Below are 26,778 nucleotides of genomic sequence, written 5' to 3' on the forward strand. Positions count from 1 at the left end.
CTTAACTTATGCTTTCCAGGGTTTCTGCATTATAATAATAGTAGGTCGTATATCCCGGATCCTCCTGATCATTTTTTACCTGTACAGAACACTTCCAGCACGGAACAATCTCTGCCATTCCCGTTTCATGATTTTTTCCTATAACGACCTGACAAAGTGTCAGTTTCTGTATCTCATATGTCGTATCTGAAATAATATTATTTAAAGGTTCTGCTAAAAGTTCTGCCACCTTTACCGGTGATTCTATATCGACTTCCTCTTTTTCCTGCATGGGATAATGACCGATGATCATCATTGAGATGATCCCGCTTTTGTCGTAAACAACACTTACATTCTGTTCGTCATTTCCTTCACCGCTCATATAAGGAATTACAGGATACCCATTCCATGCTATGCTCGTTTTAAAATAATAACTGTCATCATCTGCCGACCACTGTTCTTTCTTCTCGAATGTCTTTGTATCTTCCTCTTGTAAAAGCTGATATATTTTTTCTTCCTCCTGTTGCATCGTTTTGTAATCCATGACATAACAGGTATACGCATCTGTAACTTCTACTCCTATTTCCTGTAAAAAGGACTTTATCTGATTCCATGCCTCTTCCTGTGATATGAAAGCAAGATCTGTTGTTGTTTGAAACTCATTTCCATTATAGGTATCAAACCGGTCATCTTCCATAATAGTATTTAATATGTACGTAGCCTGATCACTGAAATAATTTAAAACATTTTCAGATGTAATGGAAATTCCTGTCGTTTCTGTTAATGTATAAGATTCTGACTGAAAATCATCATATGACGTCTCTTCCACATCCAGTACCGGATTTCCCTTCGCAAATTTGTCTACAATCTGCTCCCGTTGTTCCCACAGGGTGCTTCCGGACTGAACCGCTTTTAGCCCTTTCCCCTCCTGAAAATTCTCAGGATATACACATTCTGCATCTATATGAACATTTTCCCCGACATCCTCTTGAATCCTCTGTGGAAAGTCCTGTTCGATTTCTTTCCTGCTCTCTGCAGATTCTTCTGTAACCTCAGTATCACTCACATTTTTCTCACTAAGATTTTCATTACCAGATCTACATCCGGAAAGCAGACAACATCCGGCTAATATCCATATCAGTTTTCTTAGTCTCATGACGCTTCTCCCTCTATTAAAATAGAATGTCCAAATAATTTGAACATTCTATTTTAGTTATATAACTATAGCTTTAATCTACGGTGTCCATTTTCCACTTAATACAGCTGTTCCTGAACGAAACTGTTCTGCTGATAATTGATGTGTATCTCCTTTTTTGCGTTGAACAGCATACTGCAATCTTTTTCTTGGCTGTGTAGATTGCCAAGACCAAGGATCCGTTAATTCTGTTGAGGCACGCCCCGCTGGTGAAACCCACATAGATACTATGGCATTATTACTTCTCTCAAATTTACTTACTGTAATATATGCTGCTTGCTCATTATCATTTTTTGAGGCAACATAGCCTGTATTATAATTATTTGTTCCGTGCAAATAGCTTTGATCCATATGAAAAATAAACTCTCGTGTATTTGCAAAAACAGTTGTTGATGCCGTTAACATTCCTAAAGTAAAGCCTACAACAATCATCTTTTTAATATTTCTCATCACATTTCTCCCTTCATAAGCAAAATAATTTGTCTCATTTTCCCAAGAATACAAATTTTCTTATGTCTTGGTATTTTGGACAATTTTCAACGCTGTTCAACACACTCTTACTTAAGTTTCAACACTAGTGGACTGAGTTCTTCCCTCCTTATCTTTTTGTTATAATTTTTCTTTAGCTCATAACTTAAAGCTTTTTCCAAAGAAATGGACACAGCGCTGTTTTAAGTATGATCCTCCGTGTTGGAAGTTTGAATTATAGAATATTTGCAACATATATCTCTTATATATTGACATTTCATCCTACCTCTTTAATAAGATTGTGTACTACACGTTGTAATTCCGTGTGATTACTATAACATTTTTTATGTTTCTTCACAAGCTTTTTACTATCGACAATATTCACAGAAATATTCTTCTGTTTTCATCTGTTTTCACAATTGCTTTTTCTATTTTTTTGCAGTATTATAATCTGTAGTACAAAAATGAAAGGAGGAGTTCTTCTATGTTTCAACAACTAAGTGATACAGAACTTATAATTATGGAATACCTATGGTCACAAAACATCCCCAAAACTTTTTCAGAAATAAAAGCTTTCTTTGAAGCTACCACAAACAAGAACTGGAAGAAACAGACGCTGAGCACATTTTTACTCCGCTTAGTAAAAAAGAGGGTTTTATACGCCAACCATCAAGAAGCAAAAGTCACTTATTATCCGGCATTATCTTCGGAAGAATATTACCAACAATACACTTCTCAGATAATCCAAACCTCTTTCCATGGTTCTTTAACTTCTTTTATCAGCGCATTTACCGGGAATAAAAAATTATCCGCTTCAGATAAGGAAGAATTAATGGATTTTCTGAAAGGATTATAATATGCCACTGTTTTTTTCAATGTCTTTAGCCGGGTCAATCCCACTTTGTATCGGATTGTTTGTTATGATACTCCGAAAAGAGCAAACAAATTTCTATTATGTAAATTCATTGTTTAAACTGAGTGTTATTCTTTATTTGCTACCACTTCAGCTTATTAAAAACATGATTCCTGTAACTCATAATTTATTTACCATTGATAATAATTATACTTATATTCTTTCTTTAAAAAATAAATTGCAGTTGCATTTCCATGCAAAAACAGTATTGGTGCCGTTTTGGATGTTTTTTCTGCTTCTGATTGTTACGGGCAGTATTTTTATATTCTGTATTTATGAATTCCGAACATACAGAAAAACATGTAACATACTTTTAAAAACATCGATGCCATTCCATTTTCAAAAACATTCGTGGGTATATAAGAATCCCTTATTGAAAACACCTTGTACCATTGGATTTTTTAAATCTTATATTTTATTTCCAGATCAAAATCTTACTGGTTCTCAAAATGAAATGCTTTTTATTCATGAAACGGCGCACATTGAAAACAAAGATTCAATTTTTAAATTTCTGATTATGATATGTTTTTGCCTGCACTGGTACAACCCATTCGTATGGTTTTTTTTACCGGTGTACTCATATTCTGCGGAATGTTTATGCGATTATAAAGTAATCCAGCGATTTTCCTCTCATGCAGAGCGAAAAGAATACGCCACTCTATTATTAAATATTGCTTCCACAGAATCGCCTTTTCCAAAGATTTGGCAAAATAACTTTTCTGTTTCAAAAAAAATAGTAAAAAGGAGATTATTGTATATTATGAACACTACAGCTCTGAGTAAAAGAATAGTGTTATATGGTGCTCTATCACTTTTATGTCTTATGATTTTACCGCTAACCACCTATGCCTATACTCCTCTGGAACAAACCTCAACATTTTCTCCGGACGAATATTCAAAGTCAACGGAAGAAATCATAACACTTATCGATGAAACACCTTCTAACTATGCTGACCCATATGACGAACTGGTTGATTTTTCATCTTCAAACGAATGTATCGTTCTTGAAGATGGATCCGTGCTTGATGGTGCTGTTTCGAATTCGTCGGGAGAGTCACGTGTCAGTTGCTCACATACATATGAAAATGGATATGTTTACCTCCACACAGCAAATAAAAATGGAGGCTGTACTATTACCCGCTATTCCGCAAAAATATGTACAAAATGCAACTACAAAAAAAATATGGTAAAAATATCTACAGCAACATATGTGAAATGTACACACTAATTAATTTTATCATTGCATAAATGACGCAAAGGAGCTGTCAGCTAATACCACATTTCACCCTCCCTTCGGAAATCAAAAAGATCCTCTGTAAGAAAAGGTTTTTCACCGTTCTCCTTACAAAGGATCTTTTTTGAAAAATGAAATTTATTTTCTATTCTTCTCCCTGTACTTTCCTGTCCTCTTTCCGCATGTATTTACAAAGAACAATCCTTCCCGGAGCTTTGTATGCGTATCCTGCTTTTTCTTTCTGATCTGATGATCCCACTCCTCTTTTTCTACATCATCGGCTTCGGTCTTCTGATGAAAAAGGACATCTACAACGACTTCGTCACTGGTGCTTTCGATGGTTTGAAAACAGTGATAAAAATCATGCCAACGCTAATCGGTCTGATGACCAGTGCAGGGATCCTGCGTGCCTCCGGCTTCCTGGATGCCCTCGCATCCCTCCTCGAAAACCTCCTGAAACCCACCGGCTTCCCCTCTGCCCTGGTTCCCCTCTCCATCGTAAAAATGTTCTCCTCCAGCGCCGCCACCAGTCTCCTCCTCGACCTCTACAAACAATACGGCCCCGACTCCACCACCGGCCTGACCGCTTCCCTCATCCTCAGCAGCACCGAAACCATCTTCTACACACTCAGCGTCTACTACATAGCCGCCAAAGTCCAAAAAACCAGATACACCCTCCCCGGCGCCCTTCTCGCCACCCTGTCCGGAATCATCGCCAGCACCGTCATAGCAAACCTTATGTAAATCTCTATTCGTTTACTTTCTCACCTGGTTTACATAAAAACAACCATATGCCTATAATCTCTTACTTATACCACCAATTATCCCAAAAACCACTTCCGATACAACGTATAACGCACACATTTTCTCCTGTACTACCCCTATAGCATTCATTCATTTTCCCATACCAGCCAACCCCCTCCGCTCTCAACCACTATCTCCCCCACGCAAAAAACAGCGGCAGACTCCTGGCTTCCTGGTCCGGCAACACTTTGTGGGCGCTTAGGGCAAGCTTTGAGATCCGACGCCAACTACGACTATATTCGCGCGGGTCAGCCGACCCGCGTGAATATAGTCGTAGTTGGCGGCTAGCTCAAAGTTGCCCTGCCCACGTTGCCAGACCAGGAAGCCAGGAGTCTGCCGCGTCCCTTTTGCCACAACAAACTTCCCTTACTCCCGGAAATTCCCAGCCTTCTTATACTTATTCATAATCCCAAAATACATCACCAACAGCAGTGCAGACGCAAAAATCCACGCCACCGGGCTCGCCAGACAAATCCCCAGATAACTCTTATAATGCGAAGCAACCACAGCTGTCAGTCCTCGTCCTGCCAGTTCTGCAATCCCCGCCGTCATGGGAAGGAATCCATATCCCATTCCCTGGATACCGTTTCGATACACATTTACCACATTAAGCGGAACAAAGAACAGCGCCACGCATTTCATATAAATATCCACCAGACCCACGATCTGATCCAGATTCTCAGACACAAACAGTCCGGTCAGCATATTACCAAAGTAGAACACCAGCACTCCGAACACGACCGAATACATGCTGCCCATGATCGTTGTTGCCCGGAAGCCCCTGCTGATCCTCTTCACCTTACCCGCACCCATATTCTGTGCACAGTAAGTAGCCATCGTAGTACCCAGTGCCACATAAACCTGTGTTACCACCTGTTCGATCTTATTTGCCGCAGTAAACGCTGCCACATGCACAGAACCAAGCACATTCAGCGCAGCCTGCACCATCATCGCACCGATTGCAGTGATCGAATACTGCAGTGCCATCGGAAAACCGATGGCCAGCTGCTGCCGTACCAGATGACCATCCAGTTTAAAATCCCAGCGATCCAGCTTCAGAATCGGCACTTTCTTAATAATATAGATCAGGCAAAGCAACGCCGAAACTCCCTGCGCAATAACTGTCGCATACGCCGCTCCTGCTGCTCCCAGGTGAAACACAATGATCAGTACCAGATCCAGCACAATATTCAGTGCTGCGGAAAACAGCAGAAAATACAACGGTGTCTTACTGTTCCCCAGCGCACGCAGGATACCCGCTAACAGATTATACATAACCTGTGTAAAAATCCCCGCACAAATGATCATAATATACTTATACGCATCCTGGAAAATATCCTCCGGTGTATTCATAAGAATCAGCAAAGGCTTCATAAACGCCATACTGATCACCGTCATCACCACGCTGACGATCACCGAAAGCACTGCCGCAGACCCGACCGTCTTTCGCATCCCCGGCATATCTCCGGCACCGAACCGCTGACTGGTCAGCACCGTAAAACCTGCCGTAAGTCCCATCAGAAATCCCAGGATCAGAAACCCGATCGTTCCGGTCGAGCCGACAGCTGCCAGTGCTTTCGTTCCCACGAACTTACCGACAATGACCGTATCCACCATGCTGTAAAACTGCTGAAAAATATTTCCAATAACAATTGGAATCGTAAAATTCAGGATAATCTTCCACGGTGTTCCCACCGTCATATCTCTCTCCATAAAGTTCCTCCTCTCATAAAAACTCCTCATTTTGCGCGATAAAAATCCGGGGACACAGCCCCGGGATCTTTATCACGTTATTTACTTTCACCCATTATATGCGATGCTTTTTCATTTTTCAATACCATTTTCGTAAAAATATTGTTAGCTTTTTCCGATCTGGCCATCCAGTTTTTTGTTTTGATATACAAAACGGCAGCACCCGTACTGATCGCCGTCGCAAGGATTGCCGGACCAACGATCGCCGTTGGCGTCACACTGCCATATTCTGTCCGAAAAGCAATGATATTGACCGGGATCAATTGCAGGGAAGATATATTCAGGATCAGAAAATCACACATTTCATTACTTGCTGCACCCACAGCTACCGCCCGCTGCTTTTTTCTCCGCCGCTCTTCCTCCAGATCTGCCAGTTCTTCCATGGCCTTCAGTCCTGCCGGTGTCGCCGCCCAGCCGAGTCCCAGGATATTCGCCAGCAGATTCGTTGCAATCGATTTCCTCGACGGGTGATTCCCGGGGATTTCCGGAAACAAAAAGTTCAGCACCGGCTGCATTCTCTGCTCCATCGCCTCCAGAAGTCCGGACTTCTCTGCAATCCGCATCATCCCCACCCAGAGTGCCGTAACCCCAGCCATCACCACGCACAGACTCACTGCCTCCTTTGAAGACTGAATCGCCGCCTCTGATACTTCCTCCAGATGCCCGGTCACTGTCCCGTAGATAATCCCGATCAGAATCATACCGCCCCAGAGATAATTCATAAAAAGCTGCTCCGTTTTTGTTGGATTCTATTATGTATACGCCCTGCATCGTAAAAATATACGTAACTGCTCTACCGTTCTTTATGAACATGCTGTAATGTTGAAAAAGCATTGCTGCGACGATATTCCCGTTCATGTAATACAGCAGCTTTTTATGATCACACGTATATTTTTTATTTCTGAAACTTCTTTCTCCCCCATTATCTTTACTTTCCCCCCTCCATTCGTTACAATAAATCATAAAGCAAAAGCTTGTCCGAAAACTTTTCGGAAGAAAGGAGAAGGTTATGAAATTTTCATTTTCCCCTTCCTCCACTGACCTGAAAAAAGTGGAAGAAGGAACGCAACTTTTATTGGGGGATATCAAATCAGAAAAAGAACTGGCGATTCAGGTGGAGTTTCAGGAAAATGCTCCGCTTACCATCGCACGAAACGGCGATCACCTGCATATTACCTGTCAGGAACCGGCGCATTATTATCGGGGACTGAACTGGGCGGTACATCATCTGGGGGATACCTGGAGCACGAAAAGTGAACCTGTATACTTTTCCAGAAACGGGGTGATGCTGGACTGCTCCAGAAATGCAGTATTTACCGTAGAAAAGGTAAAATCTTTTATTCGTATCATGGCGAAACTGGGAATGAACACCCTGATGCTCTACACCGAAGAGACTTACACCGTACCGGATGAACCTTATTTCGGTGCCTACCGTGGCCGCTACAGCCAGGATGAGATCCGCGAGATGGATGCTTATGCAAGAACTTTCGGCATTGAACTTGTTCCGTGTATCCAGACACTGGCTCATCTTCACAATGCTTTGAAATGGCCGCTTGGAGAAACCGTTAAGGACACCGCCGACATTCTTCAGGTAGGGAAAGAAGAAGTCTACACCCTTATTGAAAAAATGCTTTGCTCCGTAAAAGAGTCCTTTTCCACCAACCGGGTACATCTGGGTATGGACGAAGCTGCACAGCTCGGCCTTGGAAAGTACCTCCGGGAAAACGGATATACCAAAAGTTCCGTCCTGATTCGCGAACACAGTGCCCGCGTTTTTGAAATCTGCAAAAAGCTGGGACTGGAACCGATGATCTGGAGCGATATGTATATCACTGCCAACACCGGCGGCAGTTATTATGATGTTGCCGACGATACAGACTGCAGTGACTGGGAAAAACCGGATCCGGAGCTTGGACTGGTTTACTGGGACTACTATAACCCGGATCAGGAAATCTATGAAAAAATGATCCGCGTTCATCAGCAGCTTTCCAACAAAGTCATCTTTGCCGGAGGTTCCTGGATCTGGAACGGAATATCACCAAACTATTCCAAGACCTTTACCTGCACCCGTGCGGGACTTGCCGCATGCAAAAAATATCATCTGCCGGAAGTATTCTGTACCGCCTGGATGGATAACGGTGCAGAAACCCCTGTAGATGCCGTTCTGCCCGGTCTGGTGCTGTTTGCTCACCTTGGCTTCCATGAAGACTTCGATGAGAAAGCACTGGCAGAAGAATTCCACGATGTGACCGGTGCCGGCCTGAACGACTTCCTGGAACTGGATGCCCTGGACTCCCTGTTCCAGAACGGACAGCCGAATCTGGACACCGATAATCCATCCAAATATCTGTTGTATCAGGATCCTCTTCTCGGCATCTTTGACCGCCATATCGAAGATCTGGATCTGGACACTGAACGTTATTATCAGGATCTGGCAGACCGCCTGGAAATCTGCCGAAAACATACTCCGGCTTATGATACGCTGTTTGCTTTCTATCACAGTCTCGCCAGCACGCTCGCCGGTAAGGCCGACCTTGGCGTCCGCCTGAAAAAAGCATACGATGCCCATGACTTATCCACACTGGAGACCATCTGCGAAGAAGTTATCCCCGGAATCATCAACGATCTGTCCACAACCAGACTTCTGCGCGAACACCTCTGGATGCAGGACGCAAAACCTTTCGGCTATGAACTCGTAGACATCAAACTCTCCGGCGTCATCGCCCGCCTCACCAGCACCCGCCTCCGTCTCCGTTACTATATCGACGGCAGAGTAAAGCGCCTGGAAGAACTGGAAGCCGACCGCCTCCCCTACTTCCTCCCGGGAACCCCCAAACGCGAAAACCTCTGGCACCGCATCATCAGCGGCGCAGACCTTATGGATACAATCTAACAATCTACTCTTCAAAACCCCCTCGGAGCACATCTCCCGAGGGGGTTTTATATGTCAACAAAGTGCATTATCATTTTTAAGCTATATTCATTCATATACAACTTTCATCCACCCCCTTCCACCTATCAGAGGTTGCCACAACCAAACTCTACAGACAATTTAAGTTTCAGCCAAAACACAGCCCGGAGATAGAACAGCAAGGGGCGGAGGCATTTTGCGTGCCGCTTAGAGTGAGCTTTAAGATCCTCGACTTACGGAGACTTTCGCTTGGGTCAGCCGACCCTCGTGAACAGCCTATATTGTCAAAAAAAGCATATCAATCGCGTAGGATACGGATTCGAGTGTGCTAACAAAAAAACGGAGGCGTAGCGGGCTACGCTGAGGCTTTTTTGTTAGTGCAATCGGATTCGTAGACAAGCGAGTGGTATGCTTTTTTTGACAATATGGGCTGAGTCGTAGTTGGCAGATAGCTTAAAGTCGCTCTGCACGCTGCCTCCGCCCCCTTGTTGTTCTCACACCGGGCGTCCCCTTGCAACTACTCTTAAGAATTTTCCAGCAGGCCCTGATAAACCTCCCGTTTCGAGATTCCCCGGTCCTTCGCCACCATCTTCATAGCGTCCTTCCGTCCGATCCCCTGATCCTCATAGATCTTCATGTGTTCCTCCAGTGACATCTCTTCCCATGCCCGCTGCTTCTCCTCGATCATCTCTCTCCGGCTTCTGCCTTCCATCACGATCACACACTCTCCGCGTGGGTCCTCCTGCCGGTAGTACTCCAGCGCATCCTCCAGCGTTGTAAGAAACGCCGTCTCATGCTTCTTCGTAAGCTCCCTGCAGATCGTCACCCTCCGGTTTCCGAGGGCAGCTGCCAGCTCTTCCAGCGTCCGTACCAGCCGGTGCGGTGCCTCATAGAGGATCGTCGTTCTCGTCTCTTCCTTCAGTTCCTCCAGAATCGCCTGTTTCTCTTTCTTATCCGTCGGCAAAAATGCCTCGAACGCAAACCTTCTCGTCGACAGTCCCGAGATCGTAAGCGCCGTGATACACGCCGCCGGTCCCGGAAGAGAAGTCACAGGAATCCCTGCCTCATGACACATCGCTACCAGTTCTTCACCCGGATCCGAAATACCCGGTGTTCCTGCATCCGTGATCAGCGCGATCTGCTGTCCCTGCTGCATCAGACCAACCAGATAATGCCCTTTATCGATCTTGTTATATTCATGATAACTGGTCATCGGCGTCGAAATCTCAAAATGATTCAATAACTTGATACTATTTCTCGTGTCCTCCGCCGCGATCAGATCCACTTCTTTTAATGTCCGGATCACACGAAAGGTGATATCCTCCAGATTCCCGATCGGTGTCGCACACAAATACAATTTTCCTGCCATAGTATCGGTATCCTCCTATCTTCCATCCCCGTAGATTTCCCGGATCTCCTGTGTATACACGCCCGGCTTTTCATATACGATCAGCGGTTTTTCCACTGTAATTCTGGAATTCCCTCCCAGAAGCCCTTCGATCAGAACCATGTTCGGCTCCCGGTCCACATATGGATACACCAGGCGCATCCGCTTCGGCTCCAGTTTGTATTGCATCATCAGTCTCATGATCTCCGCCAGACGAAACGGGCGATGTACCATATAGAACCGTCCCCGTGGCTTTAATAACTGTGCAGTCTGAGAAATCACATCTTCCAGTGTGCACAGAATCTCATGCCTTGCAATTGCCTTTGGCAGATGGGGATTGGTCAGACCGTGATTGCCATGCATATACGGAGGATTACAGGTGACTACCGAAAAAGAAGCCCTGCCAAAGATGGCAGTGGCTTCTTTGATATCTCCCGTTCTGATGGTAATCGCATCCTCCAGATGATTATACACCACACTGCGCCCTGCCATCTCGGCACTCTGCTCCTGAATCTCCAGACCGGTAAAATGCTCTCCCTGCGTCTTTGCTTTTAACAGAATAGGAATAATTCCCGTTCCGGTTCCCAGATCCAACGCCTGTTCCCCTTTCTTCACCCTGGCAAAGTCAGACAGCAGCACCGCATCGATACCATAACAAAAATCCCTGGTATTCTGAATAATATGGTAGCCATTTTGCAGGTCATCCAAACGCTCATTTTCCTTCAATGGGATATTCATCTTTTTCTCCTGTCATTATTCCAATTCCTTCATCATCTTCTGCTCTTCTTTGGAAAGCTTCATCTTCTCTTTCCTGCAGCATCCTCTGGAACGGAATTTTAACTCTTCTACTTTATACTCACGGATCTCTTTCTCATCGTTGACATCCATGATCACTTTTACCAGCTGACGAAGTACATTGACACTCTGTACCTCACCCTTGATACCTTCCGGTGTCATTACCTGATCTCCGATATTCGGCAGCTGTTTGTTCAGGTACTCGTATGTCTCCTGCTCATTTTTCAGGCAGCACATCAGACGGCCGCAGACACCTGAGATCTTGGTCGGATTCAGTGACAGATTCTGCTCTTTCGCCATCTTGATCGATACCGGAGCAAATTCTGACAGATAGGTATGGCAGCACAGCGGGCGGCCGCAGATACCGATACCTCCGAGAATCTTCGTCTCATCTCTCACACCGATCTGACGCAGCTCAATACGTGTTTTGAAGATTGCCGCCAGATCCTTTACCAGTTCACGGAAGTCGATTCTTCCGTCTGCGGTAAAATAAAAGAGAATCTTGTTGTTGTCAAAGGTATATTCCACATCGATCAGCTTCATCTCCAGCTGATGCGCACGGATTTTCTTGACACAGACCTGATATGCTTCTTTCTCTTTTTTACGATTACTCTCTTCTTTGGCATCATCCTTCTGTGTAGCCATGCGGATCACATCTTTTAAAGGCTGTACCACCTGCTTGTCTTCTACTTCTTTCGGACCCAGTACCACCGTTCCGTATTCCACACCGCGAGCTGTCTCCACGATTACATGATCTCCCGGTTTCATCTGAAAACTCTTCGGATTAAAATAATAAATCTTTCCTACATTCCGAAACCGGACACCGATAATTTTTACCATTCTAGTTCTCCCTGATTGTCATGAAGAGCAGTTCCATCACCAGGTCAAAGTTTACATTGGAATGTAAACGCTCTCTGGCCTTTCCTATGGCATCAATAATATTTTCTATACCCTCATAGGAACTTTTCTTTGCTCTTTCTTTAATATAATTATACTGGTCTTTAAATATCAGACCATCTACTTCTTTTGTCGCCTTAAACAACAGTACATCCCGAAACCACATGGTAAACAGATCCAGATAATCGTAAATATTCTGTTTCTCTGCTGTCAGCTCTTTGATCATCTCCACCAGTTCATACAGCTCCAGCTCATTGCTCTTTCTCAGGATCCGGAAAGCCCGCTCTGCCATCTCCGCAAATTCCGTGGACTCTGCGATTTGTTTCGCCTTTCCGATATTTCCCTGCGCAAATGCCGCGTCGATCTGTGCCTGATAATCCGGCAGATGCATATGCTCCATCAGATATTCTTTCACTTCGTTCTCTTTCACCGGACGCAGGTTCAAAGTCACGCACCGGGAAGAAATCGTAGGAAGCAGGGCATCCGCATTGCTGGTCAAAAGCAGGATCACCGCATAAGCCGGCGGCTCCTCGATCGTCTTTAACAGCGCATTCTGCGCCTGCAGCGTCAGTTTTTCCGCTTCGTTCAGAATATAAATTTTATAAGGACCTGTATAAGGTTTGATGGATACATCATCGATCAGTTGGATACGAATATCCTCGATACCGATAGAGTTCGGTTTCTCATGTGTGATCGTAATAATATCCGGGTGATTTTTGCTTAATGCTCTCTTACAGGAGTCACATTCCATACATGGATCCGTTCCATGCTTTTCACACTGCAGTGCCATGGCAAATGCAGAAGCCAGCATCTTCTTTCCTGCTCCTACCTCACCGTTAAAAATATACGCATGTGAAACTTTCCCCATCTGAATGGCATTCTGTAAATGATTTACAACATCATCATGTCCGATAATCTCATGAAATCCTGCCATACAATCACCTCCTGTGTTCTTTTGTTTTCCCACTCCGGTCTTTCTCAACATTTATATGTATCAAAGATACTATATTAATATTGCAGACTTTCTGCGGAATATAATTATTATAGCACACTCCTTAAATACTTTTCAATCTCAGAGTATCCTCCCGCCCCGTCCATATTAGAAAAACGACAGTCAATTCCTGCCTGCCGGATCTTTTCCTCGCTGAAATCCTGCGCATCCGCCAGGAATCTCCGACACATTTCTTCGTATTTCGGCACTTCCTGCGTCTCTTCCCTGGCGATTGCTCTCTTCAGCCGTTCGCCGTCTTCCACTTCTATATAAATAGGACGGATCTTTTCCTCTCCATAATATGCCTTTAATTTTTCATAAGACTCCAGCGTGCCGATTCCCAGATAGTTTTTCTCTTCCAGATCCATATTATCCGCCGTAAAATACCTCCACAGCCCGTAAACCGTCTCATATCCCCGGTCCTCGATAATCTTCCCTGCTGCTTTCAGCTTCTGAAAATCCTCTTCCGTCACAAAATGGTACTCTCTGCCATCCAGTTCCCCGTCCCGGATCGGACGCGTGGTGTAGATCACCAGACGTTCCAGAGAAAACTCCGAATTTCTTAAAAGGCGCTGATAAATCGTATCTTTTCCCGATGCGCTCTTTCCCATAATATAAAATAATCTGCCCATAGCTTCTCTTCTCTCTTTCCATTCACTCTCATCTATCTTACCAGACCACCGAAAACTCTTCCAGATATTTTAAACATTTCTTAAAAGAGTTTAGAAATCCTTTATCTCATTTCCATAAAATGGACACAAACTCACGGTATACTTACAGTATCAAAACAAAGAGGACGGCGGATGCAGATGATGACAGCCAGAGCCGGTAACAAAGACTGAAACTCATTGCCGGAACATTTTTACAAGCCCTGTGACTGTCGGACCTCGACAAAAAACAATTACCATTTATATAGATTCGTGCAGCTGTTTGCACCAGCTGCCAAAACACTTTTTCATACTGCCGGGGCACAAGAGCCCCGGCCCTCCCTTTTCTAATTATATATAAGTAAAACGAAACTGCCGCAGGATGTTAAAATTCCTGCGGCAGTTTCGTTTCTCAATCTTTCTATTTACTCTGCGTACGAATATCTTACAGATATTTTTTCAGAACGTCTACTTTATCCAGTTTTTCCCATGGCAGATCCAGATCGTTTCTTCCGAAATGTCCGTAAGCTGCTGTCTGTTTGTAGATCGGTCTTCTCAGATCCAGCATCTTGATGATTCCGGCCGGTCTCAGATCGAAGTTCTCACGGATGATCTCTACCAGTTTTTCATCGCTCACTTTACCGGTTCCTGCGGTATCTACGTTGATGGAAGTCGGATGTGCAACACCGATCGCGTAGGACAGCTGGATCTCGCACTGATCAGCCAGACCTGCTGCTACGATGTTCTTTGCAACGTAACGTGCTGCGTAAGCTGCGGAACGGTCAACCTTTGTGCAGTCTTTTCCGGAGAAAGCTCCGCCGCCGTGACGGCCATATCCACCGTAAGTATCTACGATGATCTTTCTTCCTGTCAGACCACTGTCACCGTTTGGTCCGCCGATTACGAATCTTCCTGTCGGATTTACAAAGAATTTGGTGTCTGCATCTACCATCTCTGCCGGGAGAACCTCATCGAAGACATATTTTTTGATATCTTCGTGGATCTGTTCCTGTGTTACATCCGGATCGTGCTGTGTGGACAGTACGACTGCATCCAGGCGGTATGCTTTTCCGTTATCATCGTATTCTACAGTTACCTGGGATTTTCCGTCCGGTCTCAGATAACCCAGTGTGCCGTCTTTTCTTACCTTTGTCAGCTGTCTGGTCAGTTTGTGTGCCAGAGAGATGGCCAGCGGCATATATTCTTCTGTCTCGTTGGTTGCGAAACCGAACATCATACCCTGATCTCCTGCTCCGATGGCATCGATCTCTTCGTCAGACATTTTATGTTCTTTTGCTTCCAGCGCTTTGTCGACACCCATAGCGATATCGGTGGACTGCTCGTCGATGGCTGTGATCACACCACAGTTCTCTGAATCAAAACCGTATTTTCCTCTGTCATATCCGATCTCACGAACGGTATCTCTTACGATTTTCTGGATATCTACATATCCTTTTGTTGTGATCTCACCCATAACCAGTACCAGACCGGTAGTGATAGCTGTCTCGCAGGCTACACGGCTCATCGGATCCTGTTCCATCAGTGCGTCCAGGACTGCATCGGAAATCTGGTCACAGATTTTGTCCGGATGGCCTTCGGTTACAGATTCGGAAGTAAATAAACGTTTTTCCATTCTCATTCTCCTTTTTCTTTTGGGGTTTACCCCTGGGTGCTTTTCTCCCGGGTTTATCGTTTAAGATAATGTCATATCGCATTTTCTTTCCAACGTATAATCTAAAAATGAGCCCGCCAAAAGCGGACTCAATACTTCGATATATCAAATCCCCTTATTGTTCGATTACTCGCTCAGGTAGGCACCTTCCGTATCCGGGGTTGCCGTGACTTCACAGATCCTATGTATCTCCATCACTCTGAATAAGAGAAAAGCTTTCTATACAATTTACGTCTAATAACATAACGCAGTTTTGCCTGTTCGTCAAGAGGGAAACGGTGTCAGGCACCATAAAATTTTTATAAATAAGTTAAATCTTGATTTTCATCCATTTTCCGCTCCGGAACCGTATGCCGCTTAGCATCAGACGACAGAACTGATCCGCTACGATACCCATCCAGATTCCGTAGATTCCCCAGCCAACAATATAGCAGCATATATACGAAACAGCCGTTCTCACAAAGGTAACGCTGATGGTAGAACTGATCATGGTGTACACCACATCACCCGCGCCGCGCAGTGCTCCGGTGAATACCACCTGACAGATCTGGAACAGCACGATCACTATCAGAATCCGGCTGATCCTCACACCGATCTCCACGATATGTGCTTCCGCAAAGAACAGTCCGAACAGCCACTTTCCGCAGAACAGATAGAACATGGACATAAAAACAGCCATCACAAGTGCCACTTTTTCACAGGTCATCCCGTGTCGCTTTGCCTCCTGCGGTTCTTTGCTTCCGAGACTCTGCCCGATCAGTGCCACGGCTGCCGCCTGCATACCATCACCGAAAGAGAACGAAAGACTCAGCGCATTCATTCCCACCTGATGTGCCGCCATCGCCGCCGTTCCCATGTCAGCCGCCATCACAGCGGTTGACATAAAACCGATACGCATCAGAATCTGCTCCACGAATGTACTGCTTGAAAGTTTTAAGATTATTTTTACCGATTCGAACCGTTTCCACAGCCCTTCTTTTATAATATACGGAATACTGAGGAAGGAATCCTTCCGAAACAGTGACATTACACTGATCGTACACCCCACAACCGTTCCAAGCACCGTCGCCAGTGCTGCTCCGCGGATCCCCAGTTTAGGGAATCCAAGATGACCACCGATCAAAAGATAATTTCCAATAATATTGACGATGCTGGATATGGTGTTGGTATACATCGCGATTTTGGTGTTTCCTGCCCCTCTCTGTGCAGCATTGATCACCATGGATATAATATTAAAGATCATCCCACCCATAATAATCTGAAAATAAATCACCGCTCCGTCATGGGTATCCGGTGCGGATCCACACTTTTCCATCAGCCATCCTGCCAGACTCACACAGGCAACCGTGATGACCGTGCCGAAGAGAATCGTAAGAAGGATTGCCTCTGCCAGCGTTTCATTTGCTCTTCTTTTGTCTTTTTCTCCTGTTCGTCTGGCAACGATCGCGGCAATCGCCACGTTCATCGCAAAAAATAAAGACAGTCCGAGGAATTTTGGCTGTGTCGTCAGTCCCACCGAAGCCACTGCTTCCGAACCGAGTCCACTGACCATATAGACATCGATCATGCCCGCCAGCGAGATAAAAAAAGACTCAAAGACTGCCGGCCATGCGATTTTCAATACCTTCGTCAATTCCTTTTTCTGTTCCACCCATCCGTTTTTCCGGCTTTCGCCGGATACCGAGTGTCCTTCCATCTGCTCACTCCTTTTCTTTCTCATGTACTCTAGAGCGTGTTTGAAAAATAAAAATTGCACAAAACGCATGTTTCATTTCCCTTTTTCATGATAAAATAAAGAAAAAGGGGTGTTCACTATGTTGAGACGATATGAGTTAACAGATGAAGAATGGAACCGCATTGCACCGTTACTCCCGCCTGAAAATACAGGGAAACAGGGACGTCCACGAAAAGATAACCGCATCATTCTTAATGGGATGGTCTGGTTGGCACGCAGTGGTGCACCCTGGCGAGATCTCCCAGAACGTTATGGATCCTGGCAAACCGTATATAGTCGTTTTCGCAAATGGATTGATGATGGGATTCTGGATAATATTTTTCGCGTTCTAAGTCTGGAAGCTGAATTGGAAGAACTATCTATAGATGCTTCTATTGTTCAGGCTCACCAGCATAGTGCAGGTGCTAAAAAGGGGGGCTCCCAAATGAAGTCGGACATAGCCGTGGAGGAGCCAGTACCAAAATCCATGCAGTAGTAGATGCCTATGGGTATCCGGTGTATTTTATGATCAGTGAAGGGCAGCGTAATGATATCAATTACGCAATCCCTTTGTTGGATCATATCCGAATAGATGGCAGCAAGGTTCTGGCGGACCGTGGATACGATAGTAATCAACTGATGGATTACATTTACGACCACGGAGGAGAGCCGACCATTCCATCCCGTCGAGGAGCTAAATTTGACCGTTGTTGCGATTGGTGGCTTTACAAGGAAAGACATCTGGTCGAAAATTATTTTTTGAAATTGAAAGCATTTCGCCGAATAGCAACACGTTATGATAAATTAGCATTCACCTACTTAGGCTTCTTATGTATCGTTTCAATATTAATTTGGTTAAAATGAACAACTTAAAATGTTTTTCAAACACGCTCTAGAGCGTGTCTGAAAAATCATTTCCGCAATAACTGTATCATTCACTTGTCTACGAATCCGATTGCACAGTTCAAAATTCGAACACTTCCGGAAAAATAATCAGAATAAAATAAGTAACAGAAGCTCTTTTTCTACCGATCGTTCAGTAGCAAAAGAGCTTCCGCTTTTCGCATGCATCTTCGTCACTTTCCCACAGAGATACGATTATTTACGTGATCAATAAACCATGGGATTTTTTGATCCGTGATCCTGCCACACAATCTGCATTATAATATCCTGTCTGTTCTTACAGCTTGTCTCCCCTGCGGATATAACCCGGTTTTTCCGGCTCTGCAATAATCTGATTGCTGTGGATCAGTTTCGCATGTTTGTCGATGACCATATTTTCCACATGCACATCTTTGCCGATCACTACGTCTGCATTTACCACACAGTTGCGGACAATCGCACCTTTCCTGATCTCACATCCACGTCCGATGACTGAACTTTCTACCGTTCCTTCTATCAGACATCCATTGGAAATTACGGATGATTTTACATTGCTGCCTTCAAAATACTGGGTCGGGCAGGAATCGTTGGTACGGGTGTAAACCGTCCATTCTTCATGAAACAGTTCTCTTGCTTTCCTGCGGTCAATCAGTTCTTCGTTGGCATCAAAATAACTCTTGAGATCGGTCATTGCTGCAAAATAACCTCTGTGAGATATTCCACGGATATCCATCTCTTTACAGGATTCGTTGAGTGCATCTGCCAGTGTATATACGGAAGACAGCTTGCGTCCTTTATCGATCAGATCCAGGAAGATCTCTTTTTTCATTACATAGGTGTCCATGAAAATATTTCTGTTTTTTACATTTCCATGGTTTGGTTCCAGAGACAGCACACCTTTTTGTTTGTTCAGATTCAGCACCTGGCAGTTCAGGAAATGATCTTTTGCATTGTCCACATTCTGATACATCAGTGTGATATCCGCACCGGATTCGATATGGTTCTGCAAAAATTCTTCGTAATCCGCAGTATAAACCATATAACTTGGTACGATAACCACGTATTCTTCACTCATCTCCTCAATGGCATCCAGATTTTCCACATAAGCTGCCAGATCCGTACTGTAAATACTATTTTCGTCTCCGTTTTCACAGAACAGAAGATTTAAATTACCACGTTTGGAATTGATATTGTAATGCCGTCCGGTTCCCAGATGTTCTACCAGAGAACGTGGCTTTCTGCGGATGTACACCTGAATAGAATCAATTCCACTGTTACTCATATTAGAGATCGGGAAGTCGATCACACGATATCTTCCAAGAAAAGAGATCGCTCCGGTCGGACGATAAGCCTGCATCGGATTCCCCTGTATGTTATTGCCTGCGAAATTTACGATTCCAAATGCTCTACTCATCTTATTCTTCCCCCTTTACACGTTTTGCAACCAGTTCGATATTTTCACTGTCTGCACTGCCGACAACCGCATTCTTTCCGATCTTTACGTTGTTCGCGACAAGGGCGCGTGTTACGACTGCACCTTCTTCTACTTCCACACCCGGCATCAGTACACTGTCAATAATCTTTGCTCCCGGTGCTACTTTTGCTCCTGTAAACAGGACAGAGTTCTTAACCAGACCATCCACGATACATCCCTGTGTGATAAATGCTCTCTCTATACTTGCCTGTGCACCGATATACTGTGGCAGCGCATCGGTATCCTGGGTATAGATCTTCCAGGAACTGTCGGCAAGATCCAGTGCATTGTTCTTATCCAGCAGATCCATATTGGCTTCCCATAAGGAATCGATGGTTCCCACATCTTTCCAGTATCCTTTGAACTTATATGCATACAGTGTTTTCTGATCTTCCAGCATTCTTGGGATGATGTCTTTTCCGAAATCATGGTTGGAATCCGGATCTTTCATATCAGCAAGAAGCATCTTCCGAAGCAGTTTCCAGTTAAAGATATAGATTCCCATGGATGCCAGATTGCTCTTAGGCTCCGCAGGTTTCTCCTCGAATTCTACGATTTTTCCGCCTTCTTCTGTATTCATGATACCAAAACGGCTTGCTTCTTTCATCGGAACCTCAATAACGGCGATGGTTGCATCTGCATGATGTTCTTTGTGGTAAGCAAGCATCTCATCATAGTCCATCTTGTAAATATGGTCACCGGAAAGAACCAGCAGATATTCCGGTGCATAAGTATCAATAAAGTCAATGTTCTGAGAAATAGCATCCGCAGTTCCTCTGTATACGTCCAGGTTTGCATCTGCTTTCTCCCGTGGTGGCAGAATATATACGCCGCTGTCTTTGGTATCCAGACCCCATCTTCTTCCTGCGGCTGCATAACTGTTCAGCAGGACGGATTCGTACTGAGTCAGTACGCCGACTACATCGATTCCACTGTTTGCACAGTTACTCAGTGGAAAATCGATGATCCGGTATTTTCCGCCGTATGATACTGCAGGTTTGGCAACTTTTTTTGTCAGGTCATGAAGTCTGCTTCCTCTTCCTCCAGCCAGGATCATAGCCAACATGTTATTTTGTTTCATATGTAAGCCCTCTCTTTCATATTTCTGTGTCCATTATACTATTTTTTATGCTATTATGCTACATATTTCCATAGGAAAACTTAATTCATTGAAGAATTTAACTAAATTCTTACAATACTATGTCTGTTTTTTGGGACATTCATCCTTTTCTTTCGCTTCCTGTTGCTTTTTCTTTGCAAATCCAGATGTTGCCGGTTTCTTTTTTTCTGTCTGAATCCCTGCGGTAAATCGGAAAAATTCCGACAACTTTACAGAATCTTTAGAAATATCCCACTTTGTTTAGATGAAAAAACACAGGTCGTATGCTATACTGAAGATATCATTATGGACAATTTTGTCCATCTATAAAAGCAGAAAACAGGTGAAACTAAGACTATGAAACTGAAAAATCGTATGGTTATCTCATTTTTCGTGATCATCCTGGTTCCACTGATCCTGACCGGCGTTGCTGTTGCCGGTTTTACCATGTATCAGGTCTGGTCACTCGAAAAAAAATATGGTATCGAGGGAGTCACTTATGAAAATCTCTCCAATAATACCATGTTGTTAAGCAAGATGACGCAGAAAACATTCTCCACACTCGAGAAAACGGCATCCTCGGATTCTGAAAAGCTGGAAGATACATCTTATCTGGATTCACTGAACCAGAATCTGACCGGGAAAAATGCTTATCTGCTGGTACGGAAGGATGATGATGTATTTTACTGTGGTGCACAGACCCAGGATGAACTACTCTTTTCGGAACTTCCGGAATACGGCGATGCATCGGCGGGCAATGACCGTGGCGTCTATATCGGTGCTGATGTGCAGTCCCTTGTCAAACAGGTGGATTTTACCTTTACAGACGGTACAAAAGGCAGTGCATTTATCATCTTTCATTCGAATTCCATGGTTCCGCAGCTAAAGAGAATTCTGTTGGATACCGTCTTTGTGATCGTTCTGATCCTGATTCTTACCGCTCTTGGACTTTGTACCTGGACGTACCGGGGTGTGATGACACCTCTGAATCAGTTAAAAGAGGCGACGAAAAATATCAAAGAAGGCAATCTGGACTTTACGATCGAGAAAACGGGTGTCGATGAAATTGGGGATCTGTGTGATGACTTTGAGGAGATGCGCAAGCGTCTGAAGGAATCCGCGGAAGAAAAAGTGGCATTTGACAAGGAAAATAAAGAGCTGATCAGTAATATTTCCCATGATCTGAAGACGCCGATCACAGCGGTCAAGGGTTATGTGGAAGGAATCATGGACGGCGTAGCAGACACACCGGAGAAGATGGACCGGTATATCCGCACCATCTATAATAAAGCTAACGAGATGGACCGGCTGATCAATGAGCTGACTTTTTATTCCAAGATCGATACGAACCGGATTCCGTATACATTTAACAAGATCCATATCAGTGATTATTTTGAGGACTGTGTGGATGAACTGAGCGTGGAACTGGAATCGAGCGGCGTATCGCTGACGTATTTTAATTATCTGGAGGAGGATGCGGTGGTGATCGCAGACGCAGAACAGTTGAAGCGTGTCATCAACAATATCGTCAGCAATTCTCTCAAATATATGGACAAACCGAAGGGCGTCATTAACATCCGCCTGCGCGATGTAGGTGATTTTATCCAGATTGAGATCGAAGATAACGGCAAGGGCATCGCACAAAAGGATCTGGCAAATATTTTTGAACGTTTTTACCGCACGGATGCTTCGAGAAATTCTTCAAAAGGCGGAAGCGGTATCGGACTTTCGATCGTCAAGAAGATCATGGAGGATCACGGCGGTCAGGTCTGGGCTACAAGTAAAGAGGGCACAGGTACAACAATGTATCTGGCTTTGAGAAAATATCAGGAGGTACCGGTACATGAGTAAGATTTTGATTATTGAGGATGAAGAGGCGATCGCGGATCTGGAGAAGGATTATCTGGAACTGAGCGGGTTTGAGGTGGAGATCGAGCATCGCGGAGATGTTGGACTGAAACGTGCTCTGACAGAGGATTTTAATCTGGTGATCCTGGATCTGATGCTGCCGGAGATGAACGGCTTTGATATCTGCCGTGAGATCCGGGCACAGAAAAATACACCGATCATTATGGTTTCCGCCAAGAAAGATGATATTGACAAGATCCGGGGACTCGGTCTTGGAGCGGATGATTATATGACAAAACCTTTCAGCCCGAGCGAGCTGGTGGCAAGGGTGAAAGCACATCTGGCACGGTACGAACGGCTGATCGGAACAGGCGTGCAGGAAAATGATATCATCGAGATCCGCGGGATCAAGATCGACAAGACGGCGCGGAGAGTCTGGGTGAATGGAGAGGAGAAGAATTTTACGACAAAGGAGTTTGATCTTCTGACTTTCCTGGCACAGAATCCGAACAGAGTATTTACAAAGGATGAGTTATTCCGGGAGATCTGGGATATGGAGTCTGTGGGGGATATTGCTACGGTTACGGTGCATATTAAGAAGATCCGGGAGAAGATCGAGTTTAATACGGCGAAACCGCAGTATATTGAAACGATCTGGGGAGTGGGATATCGATTTAAAGTATAATAGAGGATATCGTTCCGGGGTTGACGGTGGTGGTTCTAATTGTTCCCTAACCGTCCGTCGAAGAAAGGCGACCTCCCGGAAAGCAGGCAGGGTCTGCGCTCGGTTTGAGCCTGTAGTCTCAAACTCGTGCTCGACAAGCTACCAGCTTTCCGGGAGGCCGCCTTTCTTCGACTACGATTGTGGTGTGGGGAAGGTTACGCTTCCAGTTCAGAAGGAATTATGCAAATTCTCAAAATCATATTCTTCTATGATCTGAGAATTTCCAGGAATGTGCTCTTTTTGACTCCGCTTATGGTATACAAAAGGTTGTTCTCACATTTCTAACTGACTTGCGAAGTTGTACATGAATATACGATTTAGCCAACTAATTTTTTACTCATAACATATTTTCTGACTTTTCCATAAGTTCTTATGATTCTATATCCTCTTTCCTGAACCCCTGCACTACAACCACTCCTCATACTTTAAATCATACATTTTACCCTTCGCCAACGCACAGCGGCCGGATGACCGTTTCCGGGCCGGGCAACACTTTGTGGGCGGTTAGGGGAAGCTTTGAAATCCGACACTTACGGAGACTTTCGCGATGGTCAGCTGACCATCGTGAATATAGTCGTAGTTAGTGGCTAGTTCAAAGTTCCCCTGCCCACGTTGCCAGGACCGGAAACGGTCATCCGGCCGCGTCCGCCCTGAGGCATATTTCCAAGTCGAAACTCATCCATACGCCTGCAATATTTTCACAACATATCTAAAAATTTTTATCGTTCCACCACAAAGACACTCTAACGCGTCCATAACCGTTGAGAATTAGTCCTCAATCGTAACCTTATCCAGATGCCAGATCTCATCCACATACTGCTGAATAGTTCTGTCAGAAGAAAACTTACCTGCGCATGCAGTGTTCAGAAGAGCCATCTTAGCCCATCCTTCGCTGTCTCTGTAAGCAGCCTCTACTCTCTTCTGTGCTTCTGCATAAGACTTGAAGTCTGCCAGGATAAAGTAAGTATCTGCGCGATCGCTGCAGTTTGTGTTCAGCAGAGAATCGTAGATCTCGTGGAACATGTTGAAATCTCCATTGGAGTAAGTTCCGTTGATCAGCTGCATCAGTACGTTACGGATATCCGGGTCGTTGTTGAAATACTGCATTGGATCGTATCCACCGTTGTTTTCATAGTTGATAACCTGATCAGCGGTCAGACCGAAGATGAATGCATTCTCTGCACCAACTTCTTCTACGATTTCCACGTTTGCACCATCCATGGTTCCCAGAGTCGGTGCACCGTTCAGCATAAACTTCATATTACCGGTACCGGATGCCTCTTTGCTTGCAGTAGAGATCTGTTCAGAAACATCTGCGGCTGCGAAGATCAGTTCCGCATTGGATACACGGTAGTTCTCAATAAATACCACTTTCAGTTTTCCGTTGATAGAAGCATCATTATTGATCACATCTGCAACGGAATTAATCAGTTTAATGGTCAGTTTTGCACGGCGATATCCGGCAGCTGCTTTTGCACCGAAGATGAATGTTCTTGGATAGAAATCCATTTCCGGATGTGCCTTGATCTCGTTGTACAGGTACATTACGTGCAGAATATTCATCAGCTGACGTTTGTACTCATGCAGTCTCTTGACCTGAACATCGAAGATGGAATGCGGATTGACTTCGATTCCATTATGCTCCTGGATGTATTTTGCCAGACGTACTTTGTTCTGGTATTTGATATTCATGAACTCCTGCAAAGCTTTCTTGTCATCTGCGTAAACCTTCAGTTTTGCCAGTTCCGGCAGATTGGTGATCCAGCCATCGCCGATATGATCTGTGATCCAGTCAGCCAGCAGTGGATTGGCATGCATCAGGAAACGTCTCTGTGTGATACCGTTTGTTTTATTGTTGAATTTTTCCGGATACATCTCATAGAAATCTTTCAGTTCCTGTTTTTCCAGAATCTCGGTATGCAGTCTTGCTACACCGTTGACAGAATAGCCACCTGCGATTGCCAGATGTGCCATCTTAACCTGTCCGTCGTAGATGATAGCCATTTTCTGGATCTTTTCCTGATTTCCGGGATATTTGTTCTGGATCTCCAGGATGAATCTGCGGTTGATCTCTTCGATGATCTGGTATACACGCGGAAGCAGTTTGGAGAACAGCTCGATCGGCCATTTTTCCAGAGCTTCTGCCATGATGGTATGGTTGGTGTATGCACAGGTATGCGTTGTGATCTCCCATGCTTCTTCCCATTCCATTCCTTCTTCATCCAGCAGGATACGCATCAGTTCGGCAACTGTCATGGTCGGATGGGTATCGTTCAGCTGGAAAGTAACTTTCTTCGGCAGATCATGCAGATCGTCGTGATTTTTCTTGAATTTTGCAATTGCTTCCTGAATACTTGCAGAAATGAAGAAATACTGCTGTTTCAGACGCAGTTCTTTTCCTGCATAGTGATTATCGTTCGGGTACAGAACCTCTACGATATTTTTTGCCAGATTTTCCTGCTCTACTGCTTTATGGTATTCACCTTTATCGAACAGGTCCAGACGGAAATCTGTGATTGGCTCTGCATCCCAAATTCTCAGTGTGTTGACGATCTTGTTGTTGTATCCAACGATCGGCATATCATAAGGAATTGCCATAACAGACTGATAACCTTCCTGGATGAAACGGTTTCTTCCGGTAGCTGCATCATATTCTACTCTTACATATCCGCCGAATTTTACTTCTTTTGCATATTCCGGACGACGCAGTTCGAATGGATAACCATCTTTCAGCCAGTTATCCGGTACTTCTATCTGATAGCCGTCTTCGATTTTCTGTTTGAACAGACCATAGTGATAACGGATACCACAGCCATATGCACAGTATCCCAGAGTTGCCAGGGAATCCAGGAAACATGCTGCCAGTCTTCCCAGACCACCGTTACCCAGTGCCGGATCCGGCTCCTGATCTTCGATCACGTTCAGATCAAATCCCAGTTCGTCCAGTGCTTCCTTTACTTCTTTATATGCAGTCAGATTGATCAGGTTATTACCCAGGGCACGACCCATCAAAAACTCCATAGAAAGATAATATACGATCTTCGGATCATCTTTCTCATACTGTTTTTGAGTTGCCAGCCAGTTGTCGATAATAACATCTTTCACAGCCAGAGAAACGGCCTGAAAGATCTGCTGCTGTGTTGCTTCATCGATGGTTTTACGGTAAAGCATCTTTACGTTTTCTTTGACCGCTTTCTTAAACTCTTCTTTTTTGAAATGACTGTCTAACATTAGAAACCTCCTCATTTGCAATGATTTTTTATAGTGATACAGAATGCAAATAGTCCTGTACCATTGAAAAAAGGGGCTGGTACGCTCGTACCCGCCCCCTGATCCACATACTTGGTTGAATAACTTATGTCCGAATACAGTCTTCAGACTGCCAAACCGTT

General features: G+C 44.5%; 20 protein-coding genes, 1 pseudogene and 1 riboswitch. Of the genes and pseudogenes, 7 read left to right on the top strand and 14 right to left on the bottom strand.

The genetic code is table 11. The features are described 5' to 3' along the window. Window position 1 precedes the first annotated feature (1 nt). A complete protein-coding gene (locus tag ETP43_RS15435) occupies window positions 2-1,135 on the bottom strand; it encodes a hypothetical protein (RefSeq protein WP_129259139.1) in 1,134 nt (377 codons plus the stop codon). Between the two features lie 78 nt (window positions 1,136-1,213). Next, entirely contained in the window at window positions 1,214-1,624 is a 411-nt protein-coding gene (locus ETP43_RS15440; protein WP_129259141.1) for a hypothetical protein, read from the bottom strand. Between the two features lie 502 nt (window positions 1,625-2,126). Here ETP43_RS15440 and ETP43_RS15445 point away from each other — a divergent pair. The 3 genes from ETP43_RS15445 to ETP43_RS15455 all read left to right on the top strand — a co-directional run bounded on the left by ETP43_RS15445 (window position 2,127) and on the right by ETP43_RS15455 (window position 4,533). Next, a complete protein-coding gene (locus ETP43_RS15445) occupies window positions 2,127-2,498 on the top strand; it encodes a BlaI/MecI/CopY family transcriptional regulator (protein ID WP_129259143.1) in 372 nt (123 codons plus the stop codon). 19 nt (window positions 2,499-2,517) lie between these two features. Next, window positions 2,518-3,783: a M56 family metallopeptidase gene (locus ETP43_RS15450; protein ID WP_279222227.1), complete on the top strand. Its 1,266-nt coding sequence runs from the start codon at window positions 2,518-2,520 to the stop codon at window positions 3,781-3,783. A gap of 225 nt (window positions 3,784-4,008) precedes the next feature. Then, on the top strand, window positions 4,009-4,533 hold the full coding sequence (locus tag ETP43_RS15455) for a spore maturation protein (RefSeq protein ID WP_129259148.1): 525 nt from the start codon (window positions 4,009-4,011) through the stop codon (window positions 4,531-4,533). Window positions 4,534-4,959: 426 nt separating this feature from the next. Here the strand turns inward: ETP43_RS15455 and ETP43_RS15460 are convergent, their stop codons facing one another. Then, window positions 4,960-6,306 carry an MATE family efflux transporter gene (locus ETP43_RS15460; RefSeq protein ID WP_118619212.1) on the bottom strand — a complete coding sequence of 449 codons (1,347 nt, stop codon included), beginning with the start codon at window positions 6,304-6,306 and terminating at the stop codon, window positions 4,960-4,962. A gap of 77 nt (window positions 6,307-6,383) precedes the next feature. Beyond that, the gene (locus ETP43_RS15465; RefSeq protein ID WP_243114314.1) at window positions 6,384-7,067 is read right to left on the bottom strand and encodes a nucleoside recognition protein; all 684 of its coding nucleotides are present in this window, start codon (window positions 7,065-7,067) and stop codon (window positions 6,384-6,386) included. A 287-nt stretch (window positions 7,068-7,354) separates the two neighbouring features. Between ETP43_RS15465 and ETP43_RS15470 the strand changes: the two genes are divergently transcribed. Beyond that, window positions 7,355-9,238: a beta-N-acetylhexosaminidase gene (locus ETP43_RS15470; RefSeq protein ID WP_129259150.1), complete on the top strand. Its 1,884-nt coding sequence runs from the start codon at window positions 7,355-7,357 to the stop codon at window positions 9,236-9,238. Window positions 9,239-9,779: 541 nt separating this feature from the next. On the opposite strand, the gene rsmI is transcribed toward ETP43_RS15470, so the two are convergent. The 7 genes from rsmI to ETP43_RS15505 all read right to left on the bottom strand — a co-directional run bounded on the left by rsmI (window position 9,780) and on the right by ETP43_RS15505 (window position 17,365). Then, complete coding sequence (gene rsmI / locus ETP43_RS15475) at window positions 9,780-10,625, bottom strand: 16S rRNA (cytidine(1402)-2'-O)-methyltransferase (RefSeq protein ID WP_129259151.1); 846 nt, start codon at window positions 10,623-10,625, stop codon at window positions 9,780-9,782. Window positions 10,626-10,640: 15 nt separating this feature from the next. After that, a complete protein-coding gene (locus tag ETP43_RS15480; RefSeq protein ID WP_129259153.1) occupies window positions 10,641-11,381 on the bottom strand; it encodes a tRNA1(Val) (adenine(37)-N6)-methyltransferase in 741 nt (246 codons plus the stop codon). A gap of 15 nt (window positions 11,382-11,396) precedes the next feature. Continuing rightward, window positions 11,397-12,278, bottom strand: coding sequence for a PSP1 domain-containing protein (locus tag ETP43_RS15485; RefSeq protein WP_129259155.1), 882 nt, complete (start codon window positions 12,276-12,278; stop codon window positions 11,397-11,399). A 1-nt stretch (window position 12,279) separates the two neighbouring features. Continuing rightward, window positions 12,280-13,269: a DNA polymerase III subunit delta' gene (gene holB / locus ETP43_RS15490; protein ID WP_129259157.1), complete on the bottom strand. Its 990-nt coding sequence runs from the start codon at window positions 13,267-13,269 to the stop codon at window positions 12,280-12,282. A 107-nt stretch (window positions 13,270-13,376) separates the two neighbouring features. Further along, entirely contained in the window at window positions 13,377-13,958 is a 582-nt protein-coding gene (locus ETP43_RS15495; protein ID WP_129259160.1) for a nucleoside/nucleotide kinase family protein, read from the bottom strand. Window positions 13,959-14,418: 460 nt separating this feature from the next. Next, a complete protein-coding gene (gene metK / locus ETP43_RS15500; protein ID WP_129259162.1) occupies window positions 14,419-15,606 on the bottom strand; it encodes a methionine adenosyltransferase in 1,188 nt (395 codons plus the stop codon). Window positions 15,607-15,757: 151 nt separating this feature from the next. Then, window positions 15,758-15,855, bottom strand: a riboswitch (SAM riboswitch). Window positions 15,856-15,955: 100 nt separating this feature from the next. Beyond that, window positions 15,956-17,365, bottom strand: coding sequence for an MATE family efflux transporter (locus ETP43_RS15505; RefSeq protein ID WP_243114315.1), 1,410 nt, complete (start codon window positions 17,363-17,365; stop codon window positions 15,956-15,958). Window positions 17,366-17,459: 94 nt separating this feature from the next. On the opposite strand from ETP43_RS15505, the pseudogene ETP43_RS15510 reads away from it, so the two are divergent. Then, window positions 17,460-18,223, top strand: a pseudogene (locus ETP43_RS15510) (IS5 family transposase). Between the two features lie 316 nt (window positions 18,224-18,539). Here the strand turns inward: ETP43_RS15510 and glgD are convergent. Continuing rightward, a complete protein-coding gene (glgD, locus tag ETP43_RS15515; RefSeq protein ID WP_129259164.1) occupies window positions 18,540-19,655 on the bottom strand; it encodes a glucose-1-phosphate adenylyltransferase subunit GlgD in 1,116 nt (371 codons plus the stop codon). 1 nt (window position 19,656) lies between these two features. Then, window positions 19,657-20,796, bottom strand: coding sequence for a glucose-1-phosphate adenylyltransferase (locus tag ETP43_RS15520; protein ID WP_129259166.1), 1,140 nt, complete (start codon window positions 20,794-20,796; stop codon window positions 19,657-19,659). A 375-nt stretch (window positions 20,797-21,171) separates the two neighbouring features. Here ETP43_RS15520 and ETP43_RS15525 point away from each other — a divergent pair, with 375 nt between their 5' ends. Both ETP43_RS15525 and ETP43_RS15530 read left to right on the top strand, forming a co-directional pair. Further along, the gene (locus ETP43_RS15525) at window positions 21,172-22,665 is read left to right on the top strand and encodes a HAMP domain-containing sensor histidine kinase (protein ID WP_129259168.1); all 1,494 of its coding nucleotides are present in this window, start codon (window positions 21,172-21,174) and stop codon (window positions 22,663-22,665) included. After that, window positions 22,658-23,347 (top strand): response regulator transcription factor, encoded by a 690-nt coding sequence (locus ETP43_RS15530; protein WP_129259170.1) that lies wholly within the window; start codon window positions 22,658-22,660, stop codon window positions 23,345-23,347. Before ETP43_RS15525 ends, ETP43_RS15530 begins: the two co-directional genes overlap by 8 nt. Before the next feature lie 807 nt (window positions 23,348-24,154). On the opposite strand, the gene ETP43_RS15535 is transcribed toward ETP43_RS15530, so the two are convergent. Continuing rightward, window positions 24,155-26,617, bottom strand: coding sequence for a glycogen/starch/alpha-glucan phosphorylase (locus ETP43_RS15535; RefSeq protein WP_129259172.1), 2,463 nt, complete (start codon window positions 26,615-26,617; stop codon window positions 24,155-24,157). Window positions 26,618-26,778 lie beyond the last annotated feature (161 nt).

The organism is Blautia faecicola, assembly GCF_004123145.1.
In the GTDB taxonomy this organism is placed as follows: Bacteria; Bacillota; Clostridia; order Lachnospirales; family Lachnospiraceae; genus Oliverpabstia; species Oliverpabstia faecicola.